This window comes from Paenibacillus cucumis (ex Kampfer et al. 2016), from assembly GCF_019748695.1.
Classification (GTDB): Bacteria; Bacillota; Bacilli; order Paenibacillales; family Paenibacillaceae; genus Paenibacillus; species Paenibacillus polysaccharolyticus.
The window spans coordinates 90,512-113,037 of record NZ_JACLIC010000024.1 but is presented as its reverse complement, the minus strand read 5'-3'; the positions used below and the strand labels follow the sequence as shown (position 1 = coordinate 113,037).

Genomic DNA, 22,526 nt, shown 5'->3' with positions numbered 1-22,526 from the left:
TTATTGGGCTGTGGTCATAGTTATTCGCACACTCTCCGCATATGCAGAAGACATAGTATAGGGCATATATACTGTGTTTACTGGCCTAAGGAGTGTGGCGACTTTGAAGCATACGAAAAAGGTGAAAACGACTCTTCACTCATTAAGAAAGAGACATTCTTCAACGAAACGCTGTAACAATAACCCGAGAAAACGTAAGAAACGGTATGTGATACGTAAAGCTGTGGGAAGAAAAAGATGTGCTTGCAAGCAACGCGTGAGACAAAAGAAAGTATCCCGCAGATACAGAAATAGCATATTCTCTGGAAGAAGAAATATTCCTCTCGCCTGTCCTGAGCCCACTTTGGATTTTACCCCCGCTAAAATGGAGGAAATAAAAACAGTCAGTTTTCCTGAAACGCAGGGACTGATCACACAACAAGGTTCCCAAGGCTTGGCAGGCCCAAGGGGAGAGCAGGGTGAAGCAGGCAGTTCAGGAGTACAAGGTGTCGCTGGTCCTCGGGGCGATCGCGGTGAACCGGGAAGAGCGGGAGCCCAAGGTCCGATTGGCCCTCAGGGTGTATCTGGTGAGCAGGGCCCCCCTGGAGTGCAGGGACTTGCTGGCCCTCGTGGTGAACAAGGCGAACCGGGAAGTCCGGGAGCTCAAGGTCTGGTTGGCCCTCAAGGTGTCGGCGGTGAGCAGGGGCCTCCCGGAGTGCAGGGACCTGCTGGTCCTCGTGGTGAACAAGGCGAACCGGGAAGTCCGGGAGCTCAAGGTCCGGTTGGCCCACAGGGTGTAGCTGGGGAGCAGGGACCTCCTGGAGTGCAAGGGCCAACAGGACCTCCGGGTGAGCAAGGCCCGCCGGGAAGTATCCCCGGAATTCAGATTATTCCTACATCAGACCGCTACTTTTATTTCCCTGACACTGATTTGGATTTATCGAACTCGGTTACGGTTGCTGCTAGTGAATTTGTTAATGATGAGGGAGGAAGTATATCTCAATTTGCAGGGATCGGCATGACGAGTTACTACAATCTTTATATTAATGGGATCGTACAACCTGGCAATTCGTATGTGTTAACTGCAGATGATTTATTTATTCCATCTCAAAGCGGTGTCCTGTTTGCTGAAACACCAGTCATTATTGAGATCGTTCAATTAACAGCGGTAATCCTAAATAATTGAAAATGGTTATATCATCTCATCCCTCTGCCTTCACTACTCTCAAATCTACTACATATACTATGTCAGGTAGGAGGTGAGAAACATGCCACTTGTTACACCATTTCAGAACAGTTTAAGATTCGCTGCGACTATAGGGGATGGAACAGGAACCGGAGCAACGTTTGCAATTGCTGCGACGGCTTTTACCGACGATGCAGGTACAGCCGCAACAGCTTTTCCAGGCACGTTCAATTACTACAATCTCTACGTTAATGGCCTTATGCAAACTGCAGACACATCCTCAGTTACCACCACTACACTTACCATCCCCGGCGGAGATGCATTAAATGATGGCACCCCAATTGTCGTACAATTTGTAGTGTCATAAGGATTGCATGAAGTGATTTAACAAAGCATTGCACGGCTTCTATCTGTGATAGGAGCCGTTTTTCTTATTTTAACGATCAGAATAAAGAGGTGTAAGGATCCCGTAGATGCGTGAGAAGCTGAGGGATGAATCCGGATCATAAGTAATTCTAAAAATATGCCCTCAAATAGGGCATTCTAAAGAGTTAACTCATGGAGATCATGAATTAACTCTTTTCTTTCTCTAGTACAAGTTCGAACGGGATAGAAATGTTATGTTGTTCGGCTGAGTTCGGACGTGCTTTAATCTCAAAAGTAAGATTCAATGATTCTGGCAGATCACGGATTTGATCCGTTTTTGCTGTAATGTAATAATGTTTATCTCCGAGTTGTAGAAGCGTTCCACTTACAGATTCAACGAAAGGGTCACCTTCATTATAGAAGGTATATCCCAAATCGTTCTCGGACTGTCCGCCTCCCTCTATTTCATATCCCAACTGCAACTCCTTGTTGTTATATTTTGCATTTTGTAACGTGATCGTGATGCCATTTACGGTTTTGGTTTGAGTGGGGATATTAGGTTCAGGCAGCGCTGATTCTTCTGATGAGCCAGTAAAAAAGTAAAATACGGCGGGAAGAACTAAAATAAGGATACCAATGATTAGGGCAATGACTGTGCTCTTTTTATTCATAAAAGTGTCGTGCTCCTTCCGTAATAAAGGACATATAGAGTCTGTGCACTCTTTATTTCTAACTATGCTTAGTTATAACTTGTGGATTCATAAATTTGATATAACAGTCGTTCATTGTATATACAAATTAAGTATATGTAAAATGTGGAATATAGGCGTATTTTGACATATCATCCTGTGCATCTTAATCGTTGTACTGTATCCACACCCTATCTTAAACTTGCTTCCATATCCCCCCTTAAGTTGATAGATATTATTTAAATCATAAACTATAATGAAAAGTTCTCTTCATTTGTCGATAATAGTATAGAAGACTCTAAAAATATTACATATAGAACACAACTACATATCCACAACCATTCTAACCCTCGCGAGGTACATTCATGAAACAAGGCATATATGAACAGCTTATCAACACAATCACCAGGCAGGAGATTTCAGCGCTGGACCCGGATGTATATCACATTGGGACTGAGAAGCTGGATGCGGAGGAAGCGCGTAAGCTGCTGTCCACGTATTTGGCGGCAGTGACCCGGAGAGCGCTTAAGATTATACGGGAACAGACGGAAGACAAGATGGCTGTGTTAGAGCAGATTCGAACCTGTAATGAGATTATTGCGACCCTGAAAGACACGTTGGGGGAAGAGGAGTATAACGACTTGCAACTGGATGAGCAGGGGGAGGTGCTGACCCATGTGTATTCCAAGCTGAACAGCATCCGTGCCATTCGAGATACCAAAATCATTCGCCCGGATACGCCAATTGCCCAAAGCTCGTTATTCACAGGGGCCAAGTCTGAACCCAGTATGTTGCTGGAGTTGCAAAAAGAGATCGTGACCGCCGACCGGATCGATTGGCTGGTGTCTTTTATCAAATTCAGCGGGCTTCGCCTGCTGTTGGAACAACTTCAGCAATTCACATCAGGTGGGGGAAAGCTGCGGATCATTACAACCACCTATATGGAGGCTACCGACCTTAAGGCGATTACCGAACTTAGCAAATTACCAAACACCGAAATCCAGATTTCGTATGATACCAGAGTCACGCGGCTGCATGCCAAAACGTACATCTTCCACCGCGATACGGGATTCACCACCGCTTATGTCGGCTCTTCGAATCTGTCCAACCCGGCCCTGACCAGTGGCATGGAGTGGAATCTCAAGGTGACGGAGAAGGATTCCCAAGATGTGCTGCGCAAGATCGAAGCAACCTTCGAGAGTTACTGGAATGACCGCGAATTTACGAGATACATTCCTGAGGATCAGGAACATGAGGCACAGCTGAGAGCAGCCCTGAATCGCAAAAAAGACCCATCCGGACATTTCCACCTCGACATCCAGCCTTACGATTATCAAAAGGAAGTGCTGGAACAGCTGAGCGCCGAGCGCACACTGTATGGACGAAACCGTAACCTGATCGTCGCCGCCACAGGCGTTGGCAAAACGGTTATCTCTGCATTCGATTACAAGCGATTCCGGGCCGACCGGGGGTAATTATATCTTTGATAATATTAGGAGTTGTATACTATGGAAAAATACATTTCAATGCTATTAACAATCGTTATTATAGTTTTTTCCTTACTCTCTATTTTGCTTAATTTTAATTTAAGGAAATTTGTTATGAGTTTATCTAAGTATAAAAATCAAAATTTTTGGAAAGTTACGGGAAGGTTCCTTAAATATATATTTTCAATTGATCCGCTTTATCAATATTTATCTAGTTCCAAACTAAAGAGATTTTCTGTTATTGGTGTTATTATCTTTATGTGCATTTTGTTGTTAAGTTCATTCTATACTACAGCTTCTATAAGGTATGACTCTGTTTCTTTGGTGAGGTTTCTGATTATATCTTTTATTATTTCTTGGATTATTATCGGTTTAGCTGCATCTTTAATATATAAGCTTTTATATTTCATGCTAACTTCTGTGCAGCAACTGAAAGTGCATAAGAGTCTTAATACAGTAGATCCTTTCTTTTTGTTCACAGTACCAGTAATGTTTATGTTTATGTTTTTTACTTCTGATATATCAGATAAACAACCATGGCTAGTTTATGTTATGTTAGTTCCTATCTACATTTGCCATTTCAATATTTTAAAATCTATGTTGTTAACCGCTTTTAATTCTGATTTGTTAGTTATTGATAAATACAAAAGTGATATATATATAACAAATTTAAAGTAATTGCAAACTGGTTTACGATCTTGTTTACAACTACTTATTTTGAAACTATTCTCACTGAAGTATTTGAAGAAAAACCTAAAGGCAACTTTGCCTTGTTATTAAACACCTTCTCAACTTTTACTACTTTAGATATACCAGAAAAAACAAATGAATTTGCTCAAGTACAAAGTCTTGTAACCTCATCCTCAGGAGTATTTTTTATTGTCATTTTTATTGCCACTGTGCTAACAACAGAAATGAGAAAACAAATGATAGACATTACAACCCCTAATGAATTTCAATCCAAGAGAAATGGTGAATTTACATTTTTAGGAGTGATAATAATGATCAATTATTTTATTGTAGGTAATAAGTATTCGAGAAAAGATGTTTATAAAATTGTGGAGGTTCCAAAAGAGAAACAAGGAGGAAATTGGAACACAGGTTATACAAAATTTAAAGATGATCTCTATATATTTTCGAATATTAACTCTGCTGGACGAACTGGGCATGATTACAATAATAAATTTCTGGGTGACTATTTTCAATGGTTCAGTAAAGGCACCCATGGAATAAACTCAGCGACATTAAAATATATATTAAATCCTAAAGGAAATATATATATCTTCACTAGAAATAGTAGTAAAGAGTTACTGTTTACTTATCATGGCCTTGGAAAAGTTAAACTGATCGAAAACTCTCACCCTACACGAATATTATGGTCTTTTATAGATCATGAATCTCAAAATACTCAATCAATAGAAGAAAATGAAGTGTTAGAGTTGTATTATGAAGGAAATAGCCAGAGAAGAATTGTGAATACATATGAACGAAATCTCGAGGCTCGACAAAAGTGTATTGAACATTATGGTTTCAGTTGCGCTGTCTGTGATATCAGGTTTGAAAATGTATATGGATCTATAGGTGAAGATTTTATTGAAGTACATCACTTGGTTGAACTAAACCAAATAGGTAAGAGATATGCAGTCGATCCCATTAAAGATTTAAGACCTGTATGTCCTAATTGTCACGCGATGCTACATCGAAAGAAACCTGCATATACAATAGAAGAATTAAAAAATTTAATGCTGAATTAGTTGTATCATATTTCAATATTTTGTTTCTAATTTAATATATTTGCGATTACCTTGGTTACAAAAAGCTTGTAGTAGACAAGCTTAAAAGTGTAAACTAAAGAGCGAACATTAGTTTGTAATTTTTAAAAAATCGTCCAAGGTAGGGTAAATATAATGAATAAGGCACCAGTAATTTTTTCGTTTTTTTCAGGAGCAGGTTTCTTGGATCTTGGTTTTGAAGAGAGTGGTTATAATATTGCTTTTGTTAACGAGTATCATCGTCCTTTTCTAGAAACGTATATACATTCTCGTCAGGTAATGGGGATTCCAGAGCCAAGGTACGGTTATCATTTGTGTGATATAACTGAATTTGAGGATAAGAAGAAAAGCGATAGTCTCTCTTTATTGATACAAGAGACGAAAAAGGAAGGTAATTTAGTTGGTTTTATCGGAGGACCTCCATGTCCAGACTTCTCAGTTGGTGGTAAAAACAAAGGACATGAAGGTGAAAACGGTAAATTAACAGCAACATATATTGATCTAATTTGTAAACAGTCACCGGATTTTTTCCTGTTTGAAAATGTAAAAGGTTTATGGAGAACTAAAAAGCATAGAGCTTTTTACGATCTTATGAAAGAAAGGCTCCAGGATAAAGAATATGTTATGACAGAACGTCTCATAAATTCTATTGAGTATGGTGCTCCACAACAAAGAGAGAGAATTATTCTAATAGGATTTAAAAAGAATGTTTTAGAAAACTTAGGAATTAAACTTGATTCAAGCCGTTCACTTAATGACACTTTCCCCTGGGAGGAACACATAAAATATCGGATGGAAAACATTAATGAAGTAAACTGGCCTGGGATGGAAACATTTGAAGAAAATATTGAGAGAACTAAACCCGAAAATATTATAGAAGATGTTACCGTTAATTACTGGTTTAAGAGGAATGATGTGGAGCGTCATCCCAATTCCAATCAATTTTTCACACCTAGAGCAGGACTTACTAAGTTTCTGGTGATTCCAGAAGGGGATGACTCTAAGAAATCATATAAACGTTTGCATCGCTGGAGACCTTCCCCAACAGCAGCTTATGGAAATAATGAAGTACATCTTCATCCATATAAAGCTCGGCGTTTATCAGTTGCTGAAGCATTAGCATTACAAAGTTTGCCGAAAGAATACGAATTACCTCAAGATATTACTTTATCTAATGCATTCAAAACAGTAGGGAATGGAGTACCTTTTTTAGCGTCAAAAGGAATTGCAGAGACTATACTAGACTTTTTGGAGTTGGATAAAAATGGTTAAAATAACAGCTGCTAATCTTGTTCATCAACTTGGACTTTTACCCAAGAATACTAGCTTTAATTACATTCATTCTAAAACCCCTACGGAAATAAGGATTGTTAATATTGTAAGACCGGAAGGGCCAATCTCTATTCAAAGGATACGTTCGGATAAAGGTGAAACGTGGTCGGATGCAAAAGTCGAATCTATATCATCACAAATGATATGGAGACTAGCTAACGCATTTATTCCTGATCAGCCAATTAATGTAGATAGAATATTCGGAGGAAGTTATAACACTCGTTCTGCCTTAGAGGCGTTACTGGCGCATACGCCACAATTTTATTATTGCTATCCGGGGAGGATTGAGAGCACAAGTTCAAACAATAAAATAAAAAAAGGTCACAAACATATTATGTGGTGTCCCAATACCCCTCATGCTCCTGGTACCTTGGTTGAAGCACAGGTAGACATGGTGGTTTCGGAGGTACCTTTTACTGATATAGTGTATGATTCACTAATTTTACCTGATGAGATGAACAACCCTGCACTAGATATTGAGATGAAACGTAGACATAGCCAAATACAAATAGCTCTTATTGAAATAGGTAAACATTTAGGATTTAAAACATGGGTTGCACAAAATGATAAGGGGATAGTTTATAAGGATAAAAAAATAGGTGAGATGGAGGGCGTAATAGCTTCCTTAAGTAAAGAGCAGAATTTTATAGCACCGTACTATAGTGCTCAAAGAGCAGCTCATTTGATTGACTGTATCTGGTTTAAAAACGGGAGGTTAATGCCAGCTGTGATGGAGGTTGAGCATAGTACTGGTGTAACAAGTGGACTGACTAGGATGAAAGGGTTTCAAGATGCATTACGTGAAGTGCTCCCACCTTTTCCTACCAGATTTGTAATTGTTGCAGCTGATGAAGAGAGGGAAAAGGTTTATAGAGAAGCCTCCCGCCCACAGTTCAGAGAGTTAGATGCGAGATTTTTTCCATATAGTGCTGTTGAAGAAATGTACGTATTATTTAAAAAGCGCAAGATAAAAGGAATTACGGAAGAATTTTTAGATAGCTATATGGAGCCGATTTTAGCGTGATTCAAGATGTAATTATAAAAGACTGGTTAAAGGCAAAGTGGCGAGAGTGCTGCTTTGTCTTTTTTATTTTTATATCTTATTTTTAATTATGTGGTTTATGTAGACACAGAAGCGAATAGTATTATCATCAATAAAAGCAGGAAAAAAGTCTCATCGTTAGATTTATGAAAAGAGGGGATTGTAGATTTACGTCGAATATTTGGTTTCATGATATACGAAAGGCATTCTTTATAAAAGCAAAGTAGAGAATTTGTGATATTTATTACTACATTTAGAATGATACCCCTTTTAGAAAGGAAGTTGAAAGGAAGGCGTTTAGATGGGACTGAATCTATATTATAAAGATCATATCAACTGGGTTCCTATTCCAGAATGGTCTAGATTTTTTATTAAGCTTGGAGAATTACTTGCTGATAGATGCAACGAAAATAAAAGATGGACAGCGGCTCTAGCTTTGCCTACAACTGATTATGTAGCGCCTTTTGTTGGTTTGGGGATTTTAACTTCAATTGTCTCGAAGAGTTCATCGGACGAATTAGTGGAAGCACATTTTCAAATGTTAGCATCACTTGAGAGATACACTTTTGTCTGGTACAGAAAAAACAAAAGATTATTGAAAGCTAATTTTTTAGGGATTGCAGATTTTGAGGGAGAACAAAGGCTACTGATACAAACACAATCAATAAATGCAGGAGGTTTAACGGAGTACATATCAAAAAAGGATGCTCTAGATATACAAATAAGCACAAACAAGAGTTCCAGATTACCTAAAAATCAATTAGGAAGGACTGTTATTACTGAATTCCCTCTGGCCGACGCTGTATTTGGATTGCATTCTCGAGAGTTATTAAAGCAATCAGAAACTAAATTGTGTTTTGTTGGGAGAAGAGAACAGCTTGAGAGTGAGACCACAAAAACTGTAATTTCCATTCCAAAAGAAAACCTATTTCTAAAGGGAACATTAAACGAATTATTGCGTATTAGGCAATTTCAACATACAGTGGACTCATACCAATCACAGTTTCTTTCCTCGCAAGCGAAGAAAAATGAAAATGAAATATATTTGAGCGATGGCCCCATAATGATATATTCTGGATCAAATGGTTATCTGAATTGGAAAGAAGACTTTTTATGTCTTAATTCAGTCGTAATCCTCGACAGATCAGAGCCCCAATTTGTGTATGCAATTGAAGAAATCAATAACCGATACATTGAAGTTAATCGAATGACCACTTCTAACTTGGACCTTGGGATAGTACCAGGAGGAATAGAATTATTATTTTGGGAGGAGGAGGTGCGATGAATTCCTTAGCTAGTGTGAACAAATTATTTGAAATAACAAGTAATTATTATTTGCGTTTTAATGAAATATCATCGAAACCTCTTGCAGAGTACGCTCTATCTTTAAAAGTACTTGAATATAAAGTTCACAATCTAGATGAAAGCGATTTTTTACTATACGATTTTTTAATGCTTTTAAGAAAGTTTAGATTCATATTGTCAGCTAGCCCGCTCCCATTTTCCTCTCATAAGGATATGTTTAGTGGGAGCGAGTTAACAAGATTATCAATTCAATGTAAGTTAATGTATCCGAACTTAAAGAATGATATTGAATTGGTTATGGACAGTTATAGAGTGTTACATAACTCCTCTGAGAAACCTGTACTAGAATATCTGAGAAGTAACTTTAATGATAAAATTTCTACAGGTTTGGTTATAAAGACTGCAATCGACTTGAACACTATAGAAGAAGTGCTAAAACGCACTTTTATTACTCACAATACTTTTACTATAGTTACACCTTCAAAGTTAAAAAAAAATAATTTTTATAAGAGATTGATAATTTTAGGACCAACATATTGGTATCCAGATTTTGTGTTTAACTGTCCCAGATCCCAAACTATTGAAATCATATCTTATGATTGGCAATTGTTTCGTGCTCCTACAATGCAATATTTTATTGAATCGGAGTCACAAATTTCAACTATAAATCATGGCTGTGATATTGTCTTTAATAAACGAAAAGATTCTCCTCTAACAAAGGTAATTGAAGTTAATGATCAAATAGTAGATTACAAAAAAGTGGAAAATACTCTTTCTGTAAAGTTAAAACATACAACACCGAATTCTGTTAAGGCAAAGTTAGTTGGTTTGACTGATATGAAAGGTATATTTTTTGAGGATCATTCAATTAAGAACATATGGACTATATCACTACAATCAGAGGACCAGGTAACTAAGTGTTCTATTAACAAATTGGATACTGACAGTTACTTGCTAATTCGTACTGGCACTGGACGAGATATTATTCAAATAAAAGCCGATGAGTATCTAGGTAAACGGGCAGCAAAAATACGTTATCGTCATTCTATTTGGAAGAAAAGATTACACAAGTATACTATAAAATATGCTTCCGAAAGAATTTGTAGATACCTTCGGCGTCATGGAGGAGTTCGTGCAAATGAAGCTAACCTTCGTAATTGGATTTCAAATGATTACATTAAACCAAGGGAGTACAAAGATTTTTTGGCAATAATGAAGCTAGTAAAACTTGAAGAGCATGCAGAGAAATTGTGGAAGGAAGCAGATGAATTATATCGTGCACACCAACGGGCGGGGACAGTAATTCGAAATCTTATAATACAAGAAATTAATAAATCAAATCTTGGTAAATTAGAGATAGAGCAAAAAATGACTTTTGGTTTACCTGATGCAGAAAATGCAACTTTTACAGCATATAAAATTGAATACGTAAGCCAAGTTGTATATCAGCTACAACCACAGCAGTTAAGAAGTGTAATTGATTTATGTCAATTGGAGGGCTTTAAATGAGTAAATCACTAGATGTTAATTTGAAAAACAGAGATATGCTTTATGATGATTTAATGAAAGAATTCATTGGTCCTTCTGTAGCTGATAAAAGTATTACACTGAATACTGATAAGAGTGTCATATTTGATAACGCTGATGAGTTGTACAAGCCATACAAGGATCAAAAAACTGGTGAAGAGATTTTACATCAAGCTCCAACACGGCGATATGGAGCAGCTGTTTTGTATCCCCTACGTAGTAAAAAGGAAGAAAATTTAGAAGAATATAAAAATAATAGTTTAGAACAAGAAGAAAAACTATTCTTCCAAGAGGCAGCAAATGATCTAGAGACGATTGATAACCGAAATGCTTCTGACGAAGAAGATACAGAACTTGATATGGATTCCGCGAATGCTTACCATCAGAGCAGTATGGCCGTTAGTTTTAAAGCAGATTTACCACGTGGCAGTGAAATAGTTATTAATGTGGTTGGTGGAAGATATTATCCTTTATCTATTAAGTTAAAAGGAGAAAAAGAGGGGAAAACACGCAAGTGGTGGGTCCGTGTTCCAGTATATTTTCTAGTAAAAGTGCAAGCGGAAAAACTTTTAGGTACACAAGACATACTAGAACATGGAAATATAACAGATGCAATGAATATTGAGGGTCTGGACATTCAAACGGATATATTATCCCGCCCGTCTAAAGATACTCAAAGGCTTGTTACTGTAAGCCTAATAAATCGTACTGAAGTTGTCAGACATATTTCCTTAGATAGCTCTTGTCTTTTTCAGGTTTCTTTTAAAGTTCAAGTTGTAACATCTGATCAAGAACCATCAATTTTGCCTTATCCTGAGATGGAAAACCTAGATATTCTGGATGAAGAAGAGCTTTCCATTGCCTTGTTATACCGCAAGACGAAAACATATGCTGTGGGTCATGGTTGTGCTGCTGATTGGGGGGAGGCAATATCCGACAAAGTCGATTTTGTACAAACTAGCTTTTTGCCGTCCTACGAAACTAAAAGTATGACACCAGATATAAAAAGAGACGACGGTACTGATATTGTAGTATCTATGAGCGATTTAGCGGGCTTAAATCCAAATAACGACGGTATAGAGCAATTAGAGGAGATTGTTCAACTTTATGAAAAATGGATTAGGAACCGCTGGGAAAGTGCTGAAAGGCTTGATCATAAGTTGTTTTTCGCGGCTGAAAGGAATCTTCAAGAATGTGATAAATGTGTAAAGCGGATGAAGCGGGGGCTTAAATACCTAAAAAATCCAGATGTGTTACGTGCCTTCCAGTTGGCCAATCAAGCTATGCTTTTACAACAAGTGACAGGTGGATACAGCCGTTCAGCGGAGGTTTTTGATGAAACAATTAGATTTACGTCTCCTTATTTGTCACCCGATTTGACTTTACTGCCGAAAAATAAGGGGAATTGGCGTGCTTTTCAGATCGCATTTATTCTGATGGCTATGGAATCAACAGAAGAATCAGACTCACCTGAGCGTGAAGTTGTTGAATTGATTTTCTTTCCAACTGGCGGTGGTAAAACAGAAGCTTACCTGGGGTTATCCTCATTCTCCATATTTATGCGAAGATTGAAGAATAAAACAGACTCTGGGGTACACGTACTTATGCGTTACACATTGCGTTTGCTCACAGCTGATCAATTTCAGAGAGCCTCCAGGTTGATTTGCTCAATGGAATATATACGGCGTAAGAATGAAAAAGAATTAGGAAGTCATGAATTTTCCATTGGCATCTGGCTAGGCGGGGATACAACGCCAAACAACCATACCATTGCAAGAAGTCAATTGACTGAATTGAGAAGCGGTAAGAGTAATGTAAACCCGTTTTTGATTACTACTTGTCCTTGGTGCGGCGCTAAAATGGGAAAACTCCCATCGAAACTAGTTACGTCTGGGACTGTTAAAGGAAAAAAATGGGGCACAAAAAATAAAAAACAAGCACAATCCAATTTCAGCGTACATGGTTATAGGAACGCAGATGGTAAGATTATTATTCATTGTACTGACAATACATGCCCTTTCAGTGAAAGATTGCCTGTTTATGTAGTAGATGATGACATTTATGAAAAATGTCCTACCTTTATTATCGGAACAATTGATAAGTTTGCTCAACTTGCTTGGAATCCCTTACCACGTTCTATTTTTGGTATAGGAAAAGATGGGACCCGAGTTACTTCTCCACCAGGCTTGATTATCCAAGATGAGTTACATCTTATTTCCGGTCCATTGGGTTCTATGTCTGGGGTTTTCGAAGTTCTTATAGAAGAATTGTGTACAGATTATCGAGGCGATAAAAGTGTGAAACCTAAGATTATTTGTTCTACCGCAACGATTCGAAGGTATCAAAAGCAGATTATGGACATATATGACCGTACGAATGTGACTTTATTCCCAGCACCTGGGTTAGATGCAGATGATTCATTTTTCGCAACATACGCCCGTGACAAAAATGGGGATTTGTTGCCAGGTAGAAAATATGTTGGGCTGAATGCTCCTGGCCTTGGATCTATGCAAACCTTACAGGTGCGTTCATTAACCTCTTTACTTCAGACTCCAGCAGAAATGGATGAACATGAAAGAGATCCGTGGTGGACTCTGCTTATCTTTTTTAACAGTTTGAGGGAACTGGGTACAACAGCAACGTTGCTTCAATCTGACATACCTAATCACCTTAAAGTTATAAAAAATAGGGAGAACATAGACTACAAAGAACTGCGTCGTTTACATAAGATTAAGGAACTAACATCCCGCTTATCTAGTGACGAAGTAGCTTCCGCGATAAGTGAATTGAAGACAGAAATAGGATCCGGAACAGTAACTGACGTTTGCCTAGCCTCAAATATTATTGAGGTTGGTGTAGACATTGACCGCCTTTCCCTTTTAACTGTTGTAGGCCAGCCTAAGACTACAGCACAATACATTCAGGTTACAGGACGTATAGGACGACGTTGGTATGAAAGACCGGGGCTTGTTGTCACATTGTATAGTGCATCGAAACCAAGAGATCGCTCTCATTTTGAAAAATTCCGAAGTTACCATGAAAGATTATATGCTCAAGTGGAACCAACAAGTGTAACTCCTTTTTCGCCCGCGGTAGTAGATCGGATGCTTCACGCGGTCATGGTAGGTTATGTGCGTCAATTTGCTCATATGGATGAGGTTGGTTCACCATCACCCTTACCCGAAGAACTATTGATGAACTTAAGAGAGATTATCAGTAACCGGGTAAAATCAATAGATAAGGAAGAGTTGGAGAATGTTCAGAAGGTTTTTGACCGCCGAATCTCTCAATGGAAAAAATTAAAACCATCCGAATGGTCAAAAAAGAAAAGTGCTGATGATTATCCGTTGCTTTATTTTGCTGGTTCCTATGTGGACTCAACAACAAAAAGAATTTCCTGGGCTACACCAAATTCCATGAGAAACGTGGATTCACAATGTCTGGGAGAAATCAGCACACTTTATGTGCTTCAAGATATGGAGGATTTGGAATCATGAAGTACCCAATTCGCAGGGCGCAGTTAATTTCCCCCTTTGGTACAGGGGCTATGTCTATTTCTAAAAATGGTACGTCGGCTGTGTGTAGCGGACTGGATCATTGGTTTAAGAATCGGCAGGGCAATATGGATTCTACCGATTTGTCCCAATATAAAATAAAAGAGTGGCGTTTGGAGCGAATGTTGGGAGTAAGTCATTTTCGGCTCCCACCCGATTTTAGGAAAACAGGCAACTCTGATAATGATATAAATAGATATCTAACTGTCCCATTTCTTCGCTTTCCTAAATGGAACTACTGTTCATTTTGTGGCCAAATGAAAGAGCTAGAGTATCATCAAAAAAATAAGGAATTATGTAAAGGTTGCGAAGGAAAAGGATATAAAAACTTTATTTCCCAAGTTCCTTTCATTGCGATGTGCGAAAAAGGTCATTTACAAGATTTTCCATGGCGTGAGTGGGTCCATAAAGAAAAAAATACATCATGCAAAAAAACATTGTATCTGATAAGCACAGGAGGAGAAGCACTTACATCTATGCAAGTAAAATGTGAGTGCGGAGTTAAACCGAGAATGCTTCATAGTATAACTTCTGTAGATGAGGATGGAAAAACGGAACTAAGTAGATCACTGTGCGACGATGGTTCTGAATTCTTTTGTCAAGGTAAACGTCCATGGCTTGGGACTGATGAAGGGGAAGAATGTGGCTGCCATTTACGTGCCTCATTGAGAAGTGCATCAAATGTTTACTTTGCTCAAGTACGTAGTGCCATTTATATTCCTGGGAACAGCAATAAACAAATTGTAGACCTATTGTCTTATTTTGAACAATCTCAGTTTTTAAGGATCATAACTCTAGCCAATCGTGCAAATTTGAGTTTAGATGAAATAGTTAAGGAATTAAAAGAACATTTCTTATTAGAATTAAACGAATATTCTGATTCTGATATCAGGCGTGCATTACTTGCTATGGAAGCACGTGAGGGCAACAAAGATGATAAGGAACAGCCTATTGATATGGAAGTGGTATTGAGGGAAGAGGAGTACGAGGTACTAAATGGGGAAATAAATCAGGAAGATCTAAGAATCAATCCTGTATCTCTAGATACATACAAAGGTGATATATTTGATGTATCCAGATATTTTTCTAATATTCATTTGGTAGAAAAATTAAAAGAAACCCGAGTTTTATCAGGGTTCAACCGTGTATTTAATGACCAGTGTAGCGATCTAGAGGTTATGAAATCAATGCTGTGGCGCAATCAGCCGAGTGATTTAACTGATGATTGGCTTCCAGCATATGTGGTGTATGGTGAAGGGATATTCTTTAATTTCAATGAAGATGTTGTTAGAGAGTGGGAGCAAAAAATACAAGTAACAGATAGGGCTCATCCCCTGATTTTAAGATATCGAAATTTAGTGGCCAATTACCGTACTAAAGAGAAAAAGATAACTCCGCGGTTTATCATGGCCCATACCTTTGCACATTTACTTATAAACCAGCTCGTCTTCGAGTGTGGGTACAGCTCTTCATCTCTAAGGGAAAGATTATACGTCTCCGATAATGCATTAAATCCGATGTGTGGTGTTCTTATTTATACCGCTGCGGGTGATTCAGATGGAACTATGGGCGGGCTGGTTCGGATGGGGAAGCCTGACTATCTTGAAGCTGTTATCCAAAAAGCATTTATTAATGCGGGGTGGTGCTCTGCTGATCCGGTTTGTACGGAAATAGGGTTACAAGGGCCAAACTCTTGTAATTTAGCTGCTTGCCATAGTTGCTCATTAATACCGGAAACAGCTTGTGAAGAATTTAACCATTTTTTAGATAGGGGACTTGTTGTTCCATTACATGGTGTAGATCCTCGTATCTCCTTCTTCAATTAGTCAGAATCTAATCTACTATTTGGTTGTGGATTCTGCTTTTAATCTTAGATTTGATTAGGCCATTAAGAATTTAAAAAGGCAACTTCTTGTCACCATTAAAATGGTACCCTCGGTCCAGACACTTTTTTCAAAGTGTCAAATCTTTGGGTACCATTTTTATGAAAGATATTTTGCTATTATCGTTAGTCATCTTTAGATTCATTCAGCAACTCTCTTATAATGTTTCTGGATAAACGGATTTTATTTGAAGAAGCTTCTCTTAACATATCTACTATTTCCTGAATCATTATATCTGTCTCAGTAAACTCAATTTCATCACTTACATAAGCAAAAAGCTGAGATACATTGACCTCCAATGCCTCTGCTATTTTACCAAGATTAATCAAAGCAACATTCTTTTCTCCACGTTCAATTTGTCCAATGTATGTAAAATGGAACCCACCTTTTTCTCCAAGTGCCTCCTGAGATAATCCCTTTTCTTTTCTTAAAACTTTAATTCGTGCACCGACTAACTTTAAAATTTTTCTATCATCCACAATGCATACCCCCTCTATTTAAAAGTGTAGACAAGATTTTGGGGGCTAAACACGATCTAATAAATCGTAAAAATTGAGTAAATTATATCTTTGGATATTTATTTTGTTGTATAATATTGGTATTAACTCATTGGAGGAATGACAATGGTAAGAAATCGGTCCATTTCCGAAGCACATTGTAATCACCAAGTAGATTTTACTCCACGTTTTCAAGGACGTTATGAGTCTATACAATCTGTGTCCAGACATAATCCAGATGAGCATAGACTGCATAATACAATATCGGACTTTCACCAGCTTTCGACGTACCACATCAAACTTGCCAACATCATGCATAGTCACAATCAGTTCCAAGCTTGTCTGATCCTCTGCGATTGGGCGCTAGCTTCCATGATCAAGGCATTATATGTCCAAAAGTATCAGGTAGTACATCCACCGAAGGAGCTTACCATGAATGAGATTTTGCATATATTGCATACGGATATTGAGCCTGGACTGGATATTGCTTTGTTCATCGGTACGATTCAACATATGTCTTCCATAGAAGAGTTTAACCAGGATCGGACGCTAAAACCAAACCACATCAAGAAGCTGCTTCAACGAACAGGAGAAATACTAGAGGAGTTAAAGAATCGATTGAAGAATGCCATAAAGTTGAAATAAACTATTGATTTAATATGTTATGTAAAGTGGCCGCTTTTTGAAGATAGGACTCCAAGAGTACAGATACTTAAAGGAAACTTTTTATTATAAGGAAAAATCAGGATATTGGACGGATGTATGTATCTTGTACTCCTGCTAACATAGTTAAATCTTATTTTTTCGGAGAGAACCCTATGAGTACAATTAAAGTGACACCAGAGCAACTATTACATGTATCTAAACAGATTGAGCAGGGAAGACAGCAGCTGGAATCCATACGAAGTGACCTGACTGCACGAATCGGTTTTATTGAGTCACAGTGGGCGGGAGCAACACAGGAACGGTTTTTCTATGATTTTCAGCAATCTCGTCCTGTGTTGGATCGTGCATTGGAAAGTATGGTGAAGTCCTCTCAGGAACTCAAGTTTATTGCCGAGAGGTTCCAGCAAGCAGATCAGGAACAGGTTAGCGTGGGGGCAGTTGCTGGTTCGATCGCATTGCAGAAAATGGTGTCTGATTCAAATCACAATTCGGATAAAACAGAGTACACGATGGTATATAATACGCAATTCCGTAAAATGATGCCAACGGATAAAGACGGTAATGTAACACCAGAGACACTTCGCGCGTATGAGAGAGATACCGGGTCGCTGGACATGAAATCTGCACCTGATGTTGAACCTGAGGGTGAGGATATCATGCAGTATCAGGTCAATGAATTGAAGAACGGGGTATACCCATTCTCAGGAGAACCCGTTTCCGAGAACAGGGCAATGCTGCTTATAACCAGTCTGCAAGCCAGTAATATGTTGATGGCTTTTACAGGAATGATTAATAGGGGCTACAAGGTTCCGAAAAATGGATTAAAGTTTTCGAATCAAAATTTAGGAATTAAACAAAAGCAAGCACCTCCTGTAAAGCCTAGCAGTGCAGGTGAAGGGGCTAGTGTAAGTAGTAGTCATGCTTCTAAGAAATTAGTATTATCTGATAAGGCAAGGATGCTGAAAGAAAAAGGTCATCACAGTCAGGCTCTGGATGTTCATTACGAGGATACGATTAGAAGGAAAACGGGTGGTAAAGAAGTTATATATGGTGAGAAGGGGAAAGAACGAGAGTTAGATAGTGTCACATCAGATGCTGTAATTGAAGCAAAGCGTTCGACATCAGCTATTCATAAACCAGATAATTTTCTCAATAAAAAAATGAAAAAACAGCTACAAGCCACAATGAGTATGCTGAAGAGAATGGTTTGAGAGTGGAGTATTGGTTCAAGTATGGTGTTCATCCCAAAATACAAAAGTATTTAGAAGACAAGGGAATTGTTGTGAAAACAGGACTGGGGGATTGAAATGGGAAAGTATGTATCTGTTAGAGGTTGGTTGGAGTGTGATGAGAGCACAATTAATGAAGTGAAAAAGATACGAAATGACTTCACAGCGAATTACAATGAAGGTTTGCTGGATAAATATAAATTGGAACTGTATCAGTCTGGCTGGACATTTCCGGAGAAGCAAATTAATTGGACGGCTTATGTTTTTTATGGGGCAGATATCAGAGAGTATCATCTTGATTTTATGAAAAAGCAGCTTTCTGAGATGGCTAACATTCAGGACATAACAGGATATTTTTTGATAGATGATCATGATGGAGATTATCATTTGTGCTGGCAGATATATGATAATAAAGTTATTGAAAGTGAACAGGAAAATATCGTGTTCAACAAATAAATAAGTTAAAATTGAAGGCCCATATCGACTTCTAAACGAGTGGCTATGGGCTTTTTTGCTTTTCATCCGCTCCCGCTACTTTACAAAATCAACCGTTCACCATCTATGGCAAATGGTATAATGGCAAAAAGGGATATTCTGGCGCACAGCTAGAAGGTTCTCACAGTAGAGAGGATGATATACCACATGCCTACATACAACAAATTGGTGCGGGACAAGATTCCGCATATTATCACATCCAGCGGTAAGGAGTGTCGGACGCGCATTCTGGACCTGGAGGAATATAAGCAAGAATTGAGAACAAAGCTGAGTGAAGAGTCGGAAGAATACATGAGTGCAGGAAGTGATCAGGAAGCACTGGAAGAACTGGCTGATATGCTCGAAGTGATTCGGGCGCTGGCAGAAGTTCATGGAGCTAACGCGGCGCAATTGGACAAATTGCGTGCAGATAAAGCCGAGGCTCGTGGAGGATTTCAGGAGAGAGTGTATCTGATCGATGTCGACGAAGCTTAATGTAAAACTCATTACCGACAATCTGGCCGATGAACTTATTACCCGGATGCAGCATGCGTCCGGGATTTATATTATGACGTCCTTTATGATGCAATCTGGAGTGAAGCTGCTTGCTCCACATTTGAAACGAGCGGCAGAACGCGGGGCAGAGGTGCGGATGCTCGCGGGAGATTATTTATACATCACACAGCCTGAAGGGTTACGGGCGCTATGTGAAGTTGATTCACGAATCGAAGCAAGACTGTGGCGAAGCATGGGTACTTCTTTTCACCCGAAAGCGTATTTGTTTGATCATGAACATGGAGAAGGCATGTTGATTGTCGGCTCTTCCAACTTTTCATTCACAGCGCTCAAGACAGGTTATGAATGGAATTTGGCAATGAATGCGGAGGCAGAGCCGTATACGTTCCAGTCGGCTTTGGAAAAGTTCATGCAGAGTTTCTATCACGAGACAACTTTGCCAGTGAACCCGGATTCCATTGCACAATATGAAGAAGAGTATCGGCAGTATCACCAGAAGAACCCGGAGATGATCCAGCGGATCACGGAGATGGAGGAAGCAGAGTTTGGCACAAGGCTGCCAGATGAGGAGACCGAACAAGAGTCTGCTGTCTTGTCTCTTTTGCCTATTCAGCCGCGATTTGCTCAGTTAGATGCGCTCGAAGCATTGGACGCCACGATGGAAGAACAGTATGAAAGAGCCATGGTGGTGATGGCAACGGGACTTGGTAAAACCTATTTGGCGGGCTTTTTCGCCCAAAGGTTTGAGCGGATTTTGTTCATAGCGCATCGGGAAGAGATTTTGAATCAGGCAAAAAAATCGTTCCAGCAGATCATGCCAGAACGCAGTCATGGGATATTTAACGGCAAGCATAAGGACGGAGAGGCGGACTGTGTGTACGCCTCAATCTATACACTGAGTTTGCAACGACATCGGGATGTGTTTGCGGCTGATGCCTTTGATCTGATCGTGGTGGATGAGTTCCATCATGCGGCGGCGAAGACGTATATGAAGGTCATTGAATATTTCTGTCCACGGTTTCTACTTGGCATTACGGCAACCCCGGATCGACTGGATGGTAAGGATGTATATGCACTGTGTGACGGAAATGTCGCGTACCAGATGCATTTTATCGAAGCGATCCGGCGCGGGTGGCTGGCGCCATTCCAGTATTACGGTGTGTTCGATGATACGGATTATTCCAAAATTCGCTTAATCGGCACCAAGTATGATGAAGAACAGCTTATGTCCGTTCAGCTACAAGAGGAGCATGTGGAAACGATCTATGCGGCTTGGATGCGGCACAAGCAGACGAGAACTATCGGTTTCTGCTCATCCATTCGTCAAGCGGACTACTTGGCTGCGTATTTCCGCAGTCAGGGGGTGAAGGTGCTAAGTCTGCATTCACGTACGTCGGAAATGTCACGCGAAGAAGCCATCCGGCTTCTGGGTGCGGGTGAACTCGAAGTTGTGCTTACCGTCGATTTGTTTAATGAAGGAACGGATATTCCAAGCGTAGATACGCTACTCTTCGTTCGTCCAACAGAATCACTTACCGTATTTACTCAGCAGGTAGGTCGCGGGTTGAGATTAGCGGAAGGAAAGTCACACTGTGTTATCATCGACCTGATCGGGAATTACCGCAATGCGGATGTGAAGCTGAGCCTGTTTGATGTACGGGGAGATGAGGAACGCGGCGGAAAAGCGCTGGACGTAGCTATACCGGAGGTTCCGGATAACTGCGGCATTCATTTGGAGACCCGAGTAGTGAATCTGCTTCAGGAGCTAAGCCGCAAGCGGATGCCACGCCGCGAGAAATTGCATCAGGATTTTCTGGCTGTCAAACGTGAGCTTGGTCGCATCCCGACTTATCTGGAGCTTCATCTTATGGGACAGTCTAAAAGCATCGGATACCGGAGCGAATTTGGCTCATATGTTGGTTTCCTGTACTGGGCGGAATTATTATCCCCGGCTGAGGGTGAAATCTATGTTCGGCACGAGGCATGGCTACGGGATGTAGAGAAGACGATCATGAACAAAAGCTATAAAATGGTCGTATTGCTCTATATGCTGGAGCGAGGCGAAGTGCATTGGATGGAACCGATCACACCGGGTGAAATGGCTGAATTTTTTTATACGTACCTGACGGCAAAGGAGTATCGGAAACGAAAGGACTTTTCGGATAAAGGTAAGGTCGCGCTCACGGAATGGAATGAGAAAACGGAAAGTGAGATCAAGAATCTGATTATCGATATGCCCATGTCCAAGTGGAGCGGGGCAAAGGGAAGTATGACGCGGTTCGAAGATGGCGTGTTCTCACTGAATGTAGAAGTGCAGAACTCAGAGGAACGAGCAGTGTTATATCGCTGGACACGGGAAATATGTCTGTATCGGTTGCATGCGTATTTTGAGCGGGGATAGTTTCTATTCACTTCGAAATCATAGTATGGCTTTATCTTCAGATGGGATTAAAATCACCAATAGAAACTACAATAGACCATTTAAATAAAAACCAGACCACACACCGTTTAGTGTATGTAGTCTGGTTTCTATTTTTCATATCTTGTTTTCCATAACCGATAAATATAAAGGGCGACGAGTATGAAGACAGGTACAATTATAGGTTGGATTAAATTACCAATAGGCATAGAGCTCATAAGTGAAATGACATAACTAACGACTGCAATTCCAACAAACAGTGCTGCATTCCCAATGAAAAATTGGTTTGTGGGCTTCTTTTGATAGCGAAGCATGACAACAATCATTGCGATCACAAATATTACGAGGAACATCGATTCTGAGAGCGTTGTCCATCTTCCAAGCTGGCTAATGGAGTCAACACCGTTTTGTGTAATGTTCGTCTCAGAAAGCCACTGTTGAGCATGGCTTAACCGTGTATTCTCCCAAATAACATACATACTGTAACTGATAAGTAATAGAACCATGTATATAAGTAAAAAGAGTGAGGGGAGCCTTTCATTTTTGGTTTGCATGTAGTAGTGTCACCTCTTACTTTCATAGTGCTTCTATCTGTCTAAGGCT

General features: G+C 39.5%; 17 protein-coding genes and 2 pseudogenes. 16 read left to right on the top strand and 3 right to left on the bottom strand.

What is annotated here, in order from left to right:
• Positions 1–364: 364 nt before the first annotated feature.
• Together H7T88_RS15770 and H7T88_RS15765 are read left to right on the top strand one after the other, a co-directional pair.
• The gene (locus H7T88_RS15770; protein WP_221789243.1) at positions 365–1,165 is read left to right on the top strand and encodes a DUF4183 domain-containing protein; all 801 of its coding nucleotides are present in this window, start codon (positions 365–367) and stop codon (positions 1,163–1,165) included.
• An 82-nt stretch (positions 1,166–1,247) separates the two neighbouring features.
• Entirely contained in the window at positions 1,248–1,532 is a 285-nt protein-coding gene (locus tag H7T88_RS15765) for a DUF4183 domain-containing protein (RefSeq protein ID WP_221789241.1), read from the top strand.
• A gap of 205 nt (positions 1,533–1,737) precedes the next feature.
• Here H7T88_RS15765 and H7T88_RS15760 read toward each other — a convergent pair whose 3' ends face one another.
• Entirely contained in the window at positions 1,738–2,202 is a 465-nt protein-coding gene (locus tag H7T88_RS15760) for a hypothetical protein (protein ID WP_221789239.1), read from the bottom strand.
• Between the two features lie 383 nt (positions 2,203–2,585).
• On the opposite strand from H7T88_RS15760, the pseudogene H7T88_RS15755 reads away from it, so the two are divergent.
• The 9 genes and pseudogenes from H7T88_RS15755 to drmB all read left to right on the top strand — a co-directional run.
• Positions 2,586–3,677, top strand: a pseudogene (locus H7T88_RS15755) (phospholipase D-like domain-containing protein); the annotation flags it as partial.
• A 51-nt stretch (positions 3,678–3,728) separates the two neighbouring features.
• Positions 3,729–4,385, top strand: a complete 657-nt coding sequence (locus H7T88_RS15750; RefSeq protein ID WP_221789237.1) for a hypothetical protein — start codon at positions 3,729–3,731, stop codon at positions 4,383–4,385.
• A 20-nt stretch (positions 4,386–4,405) separates the two neighbouring features.
• On the top strand, positions 4,406–5,461 hold the full coding sequence (locus tag H7T88_RS15745; RefSeq protein ID WP_260510945.1) for a DUF3427 domain-containing protein: 1,056 nt from the start codon (positions 4,406–4,408) through the stop codon (positions 5,459–5,461).
• A 153-nt stretch (positions 5,462–5,614) separates the two neighbouring features.
• Complete coding sequence (dcm, locus tag H7T88_RS15740; protein ID WP_221789235.1) at positions 5,615–6,751, top strand: DNA cytosine methyltransferase; 1,137 nt, start codon at positions 5,615–5,617, stop codon at positions 6,749–6,751.
• Positions 6,744–7,835, top strand: coding sequence for a type II restriction enzyme NmeDI-related protein (locus tag H7T88_RS15735; protein ID WP_221789233.1), 1,092 nt, complete (start codon positions 6,744–6,746; stop codon positions 7,833–7,835). The genes dcm and H7T88_RS15735 overlap by 8 nt, the downstream gene beginning before the upstream one ends.
• 319 nt (positions 7,836–8,154) lie before the next feature.
• Positions 8,155–9,138, top strand: coding sequence for a hypothetical protein (locus tag H7T88_RS15730; protein ID WP_221789232.1), 984 nt, complete (start codon positions 8,155–8,157; stop codon positions 9,136–9,138).
• Positions 9,135–10,667, top strand: coding sequence for a DISARM anti-phage system protein DrmE domain-containing protein (locus tag H7T88_RS15725; protein ID WP_221789230.1), 1,533 nt, complete (start codon positions 9,135–9,137; stop codon positions 10,665–10,667). The genes H7T88_RS15730 and H7T88_RS15725 overlap by 4 nt, the downstream gene beginning before the upstream one ends.
• A complete protein-coding gene (locus tag H7T88_RS15720) occupies positions 10,664–14,182 on the top strand; it encodes a helicase-related protein (RefSeq protein WP_221789227.1) in 3,519 nt (1,172 codons plus the stop codon). Before H7T88_RS15725 ends, H7T88_RS15720 begins: the two co-directional genes overlap by 4 nt.
• Positions 14,179–16,065, top strand: a complete 1,887-nt coding sequence (drmB, locus tag H7T88_RS15715) for an MrfA Zn-binding domain-containing protein (protein ID WP_221789225.1) — start codon at positions 14,179–14,181, stop codon at positions 16,063–16,065. The genes H7T88_RS15720 and drmB overlap by 4 nt, the downstream gene beginning before the upstream one ends.
• A gap of 182 nt (positions 16,066–16,247) precedes the next feature.
• Here drmB and H7T88_RS15710 read toward each other — a convergent pair whose 3' ends face one another.
• On the bottom strand, positions 16,248–16,601 hold the full coding sequence (locus H7T88_RS15710) for a helix-turn-helix domain-containing protein (protein ID WP_221789223.1): 354 nt from the start codon (positions 16,599–16,601) through the stop codon (positions 16,248–16,250).
• Positions 16,602–16,745: 144 nt separating this feature from the next.
• Between H7T88_RS15710 and H7T88_RS15705 the strand changes: the two genes are divergently transcribed.
• From H7T88_RS15705 to H7T88_RS15680, 5 genes and pseudogenes are all read left to right on the top strand, one after another.
• Entirely contained in the window at positions 16,746–17,264 is a 519-nt protein-coding gene (locus H7T88_RS15705) for a hypothetical protein (protein WP_221789221.1), read from the top strand.
• 113 nt (positions 17,265–17,377) lie between these two features.
• Positions 17,378–18,591: pseudogene (locus H7T88_RS15700) on the top strand (WXG100 family type VII secretion target).
• 1 nt (position 18,592) lies between these two features.
• Positions 18,593–18,970, top strand: coding sequence for a hypothetical protein (locus H7T88_RS15690; RefSeq protein WP_221789217.1), 378 nt, complete (start codon positions 18,593–18,595; stop codon positions 18,968–18,970).
• A gap of 186 nt (positions 18,971–19,156) precedes the next feature.
• Positions 19,157–19,483, top strand: a complete 327-nt coding sequence (locus H7T88_RS15685; RefSeq protein ID WP_221789216.1) for a nucleoside triphosphate pyrophosphohydrolase — start codon at positions 19,157–19,159, stop codon at positions 19,481–19,483.
• The gene (locus tag H7T88_RS15680; RefSeq protein ID WP_221789215.1) at positions 19,467–21,905 is read left to right on the top strand and encodes a DEAD/DEAH box helicase family protein; all 2,439 of its coding nucleotides are present in this window, start codon (positions 19,467–19,469) and stop codon (positions 21,903–21,905) included. Before H7T88_RS15685 ends, H7T88_RS15680 begins: the two co-directional genes overlap by 17 nt.
• Positions 21,906–22,033: 128 nt before the next feature.
• On the opposite strand, the gene H7T88_RS15675 is transcribed toward H7T88_RS15680, so the two are convergent.
• Positions 22,034–22,477 (bottom strand): hypothetical protein, encoded by a 444-nt coding sequence (locus tag H7T88_RS15675; RefSeq protein ID WP_221789214.1) that lies wholly within the window; start codon positions 22,475–22,477, stop codon positions 22,034–22,036.
• Positions 22,478–22,526 lie beyond the last annotated feature (49 nt).

Bases quoted from the DNA above. Each gene is read 5' to 3' on its own strand.
- H7T88_RS15705 (WP_221789221.1), top strand. From the start codon at position 16,746: ATGGTAAGAAATCGGTCCATTTCCGAAGCACATTGTAATCACCAAGTA.
- H7T88_RS15750 (WP_221789237.1), top strand. From the start codon at position 3,729: ATGGAAAAATACATTTCAATGCTATTAACAATCGTTATTATAGTTTTT.
- dcm (WP_221789235.1), top strand. From the start codon at position 5,615: ATGAATAAGGCACCAGTAATTTTTTCGTTTTTTTCAGGAGCAGGTTTC.
- H7T88_RS15725 (WP_221789230.1), top strand. From the start codon at position 9,135: ATGAATTCCTTAGCTAGTGTGAACAAATTATTTGAAATAACAAGTAAT.
- H7T88_RS15730 (WP_221789232.1), top strand. From the start codon at position 8,155: ATGGGACTGAATCTATATTATAAAGATCATATCAACTGGGTTCCTATT.
- H7T88_RS15765 (WP_221789241.1), top strand. From the start codon at position 1,248: ATGCCACTTGTTACACCATTTCAGAACAGTTTAAGATTCGCTGCGACT.
- H7T88_RS15720 (WP_221789227.1), top strand. From the start codon at position 10,664: ATGAGTAAATCACTAGATGTTAATTTGAAAAACAGAGATATGCTTTAT.
- H7T88_RS15690 (WP_221789217.1), top strand. From the start codon at position 18,593: ATGGGAAAGTATGTATCTGTTAGAGGTTGGTTGGAGTGTGATGAGAGC.
- H7T88_RS15680 (WP_221789215.1), top strand. From the start codon at position 19,467: ATGTCGACGAAGCTTAATGTAAAACTCATTACCGACAATCTGGCCGAT.
- H7T88_RS15770 (WP_221789243.1), top strand. From the start codon at position 365: ATGGAGGAAATAAAAACAGTCAGTTTTCCTGAAACGCAGGGACTGATC.
- H7T88_RS15760 (WP_221789239.1), bottom strand. From the start codon at position 2,202: ATGAATAAAAAGAGCACAGTCATTGCCCTAATCATTGGTATCCTTATT.
- H7T88_RS15685 (WP_221789216.1), top strand. From the start codon at position 19,157: ATGCCTACATACAACAAATTGGTGCGGGACAAGATTCCGCATATTATC.
- H7T88_RS15735 (WP_221789233.1), top strand. From the start codon at position 6,744: ATGGTTAAAATAACAGCTGCTAATCTTGTTCATCAACTTGGACTTTTA.
- drmB (WP_221789225.1), top strand. From the start codon at position 14,179: ATGAAGTACCCAATTCGCAGGGCGCAGTTAATTTCCCCCTTTGGTACA.
- H7T88_RS15675 (WP_221789214.1), bottom strand. From the start codon at position 22,477: ATGCAAACCAAAAATGAAAGGCTCCCCTCACTCTTTTTACTTATATAC.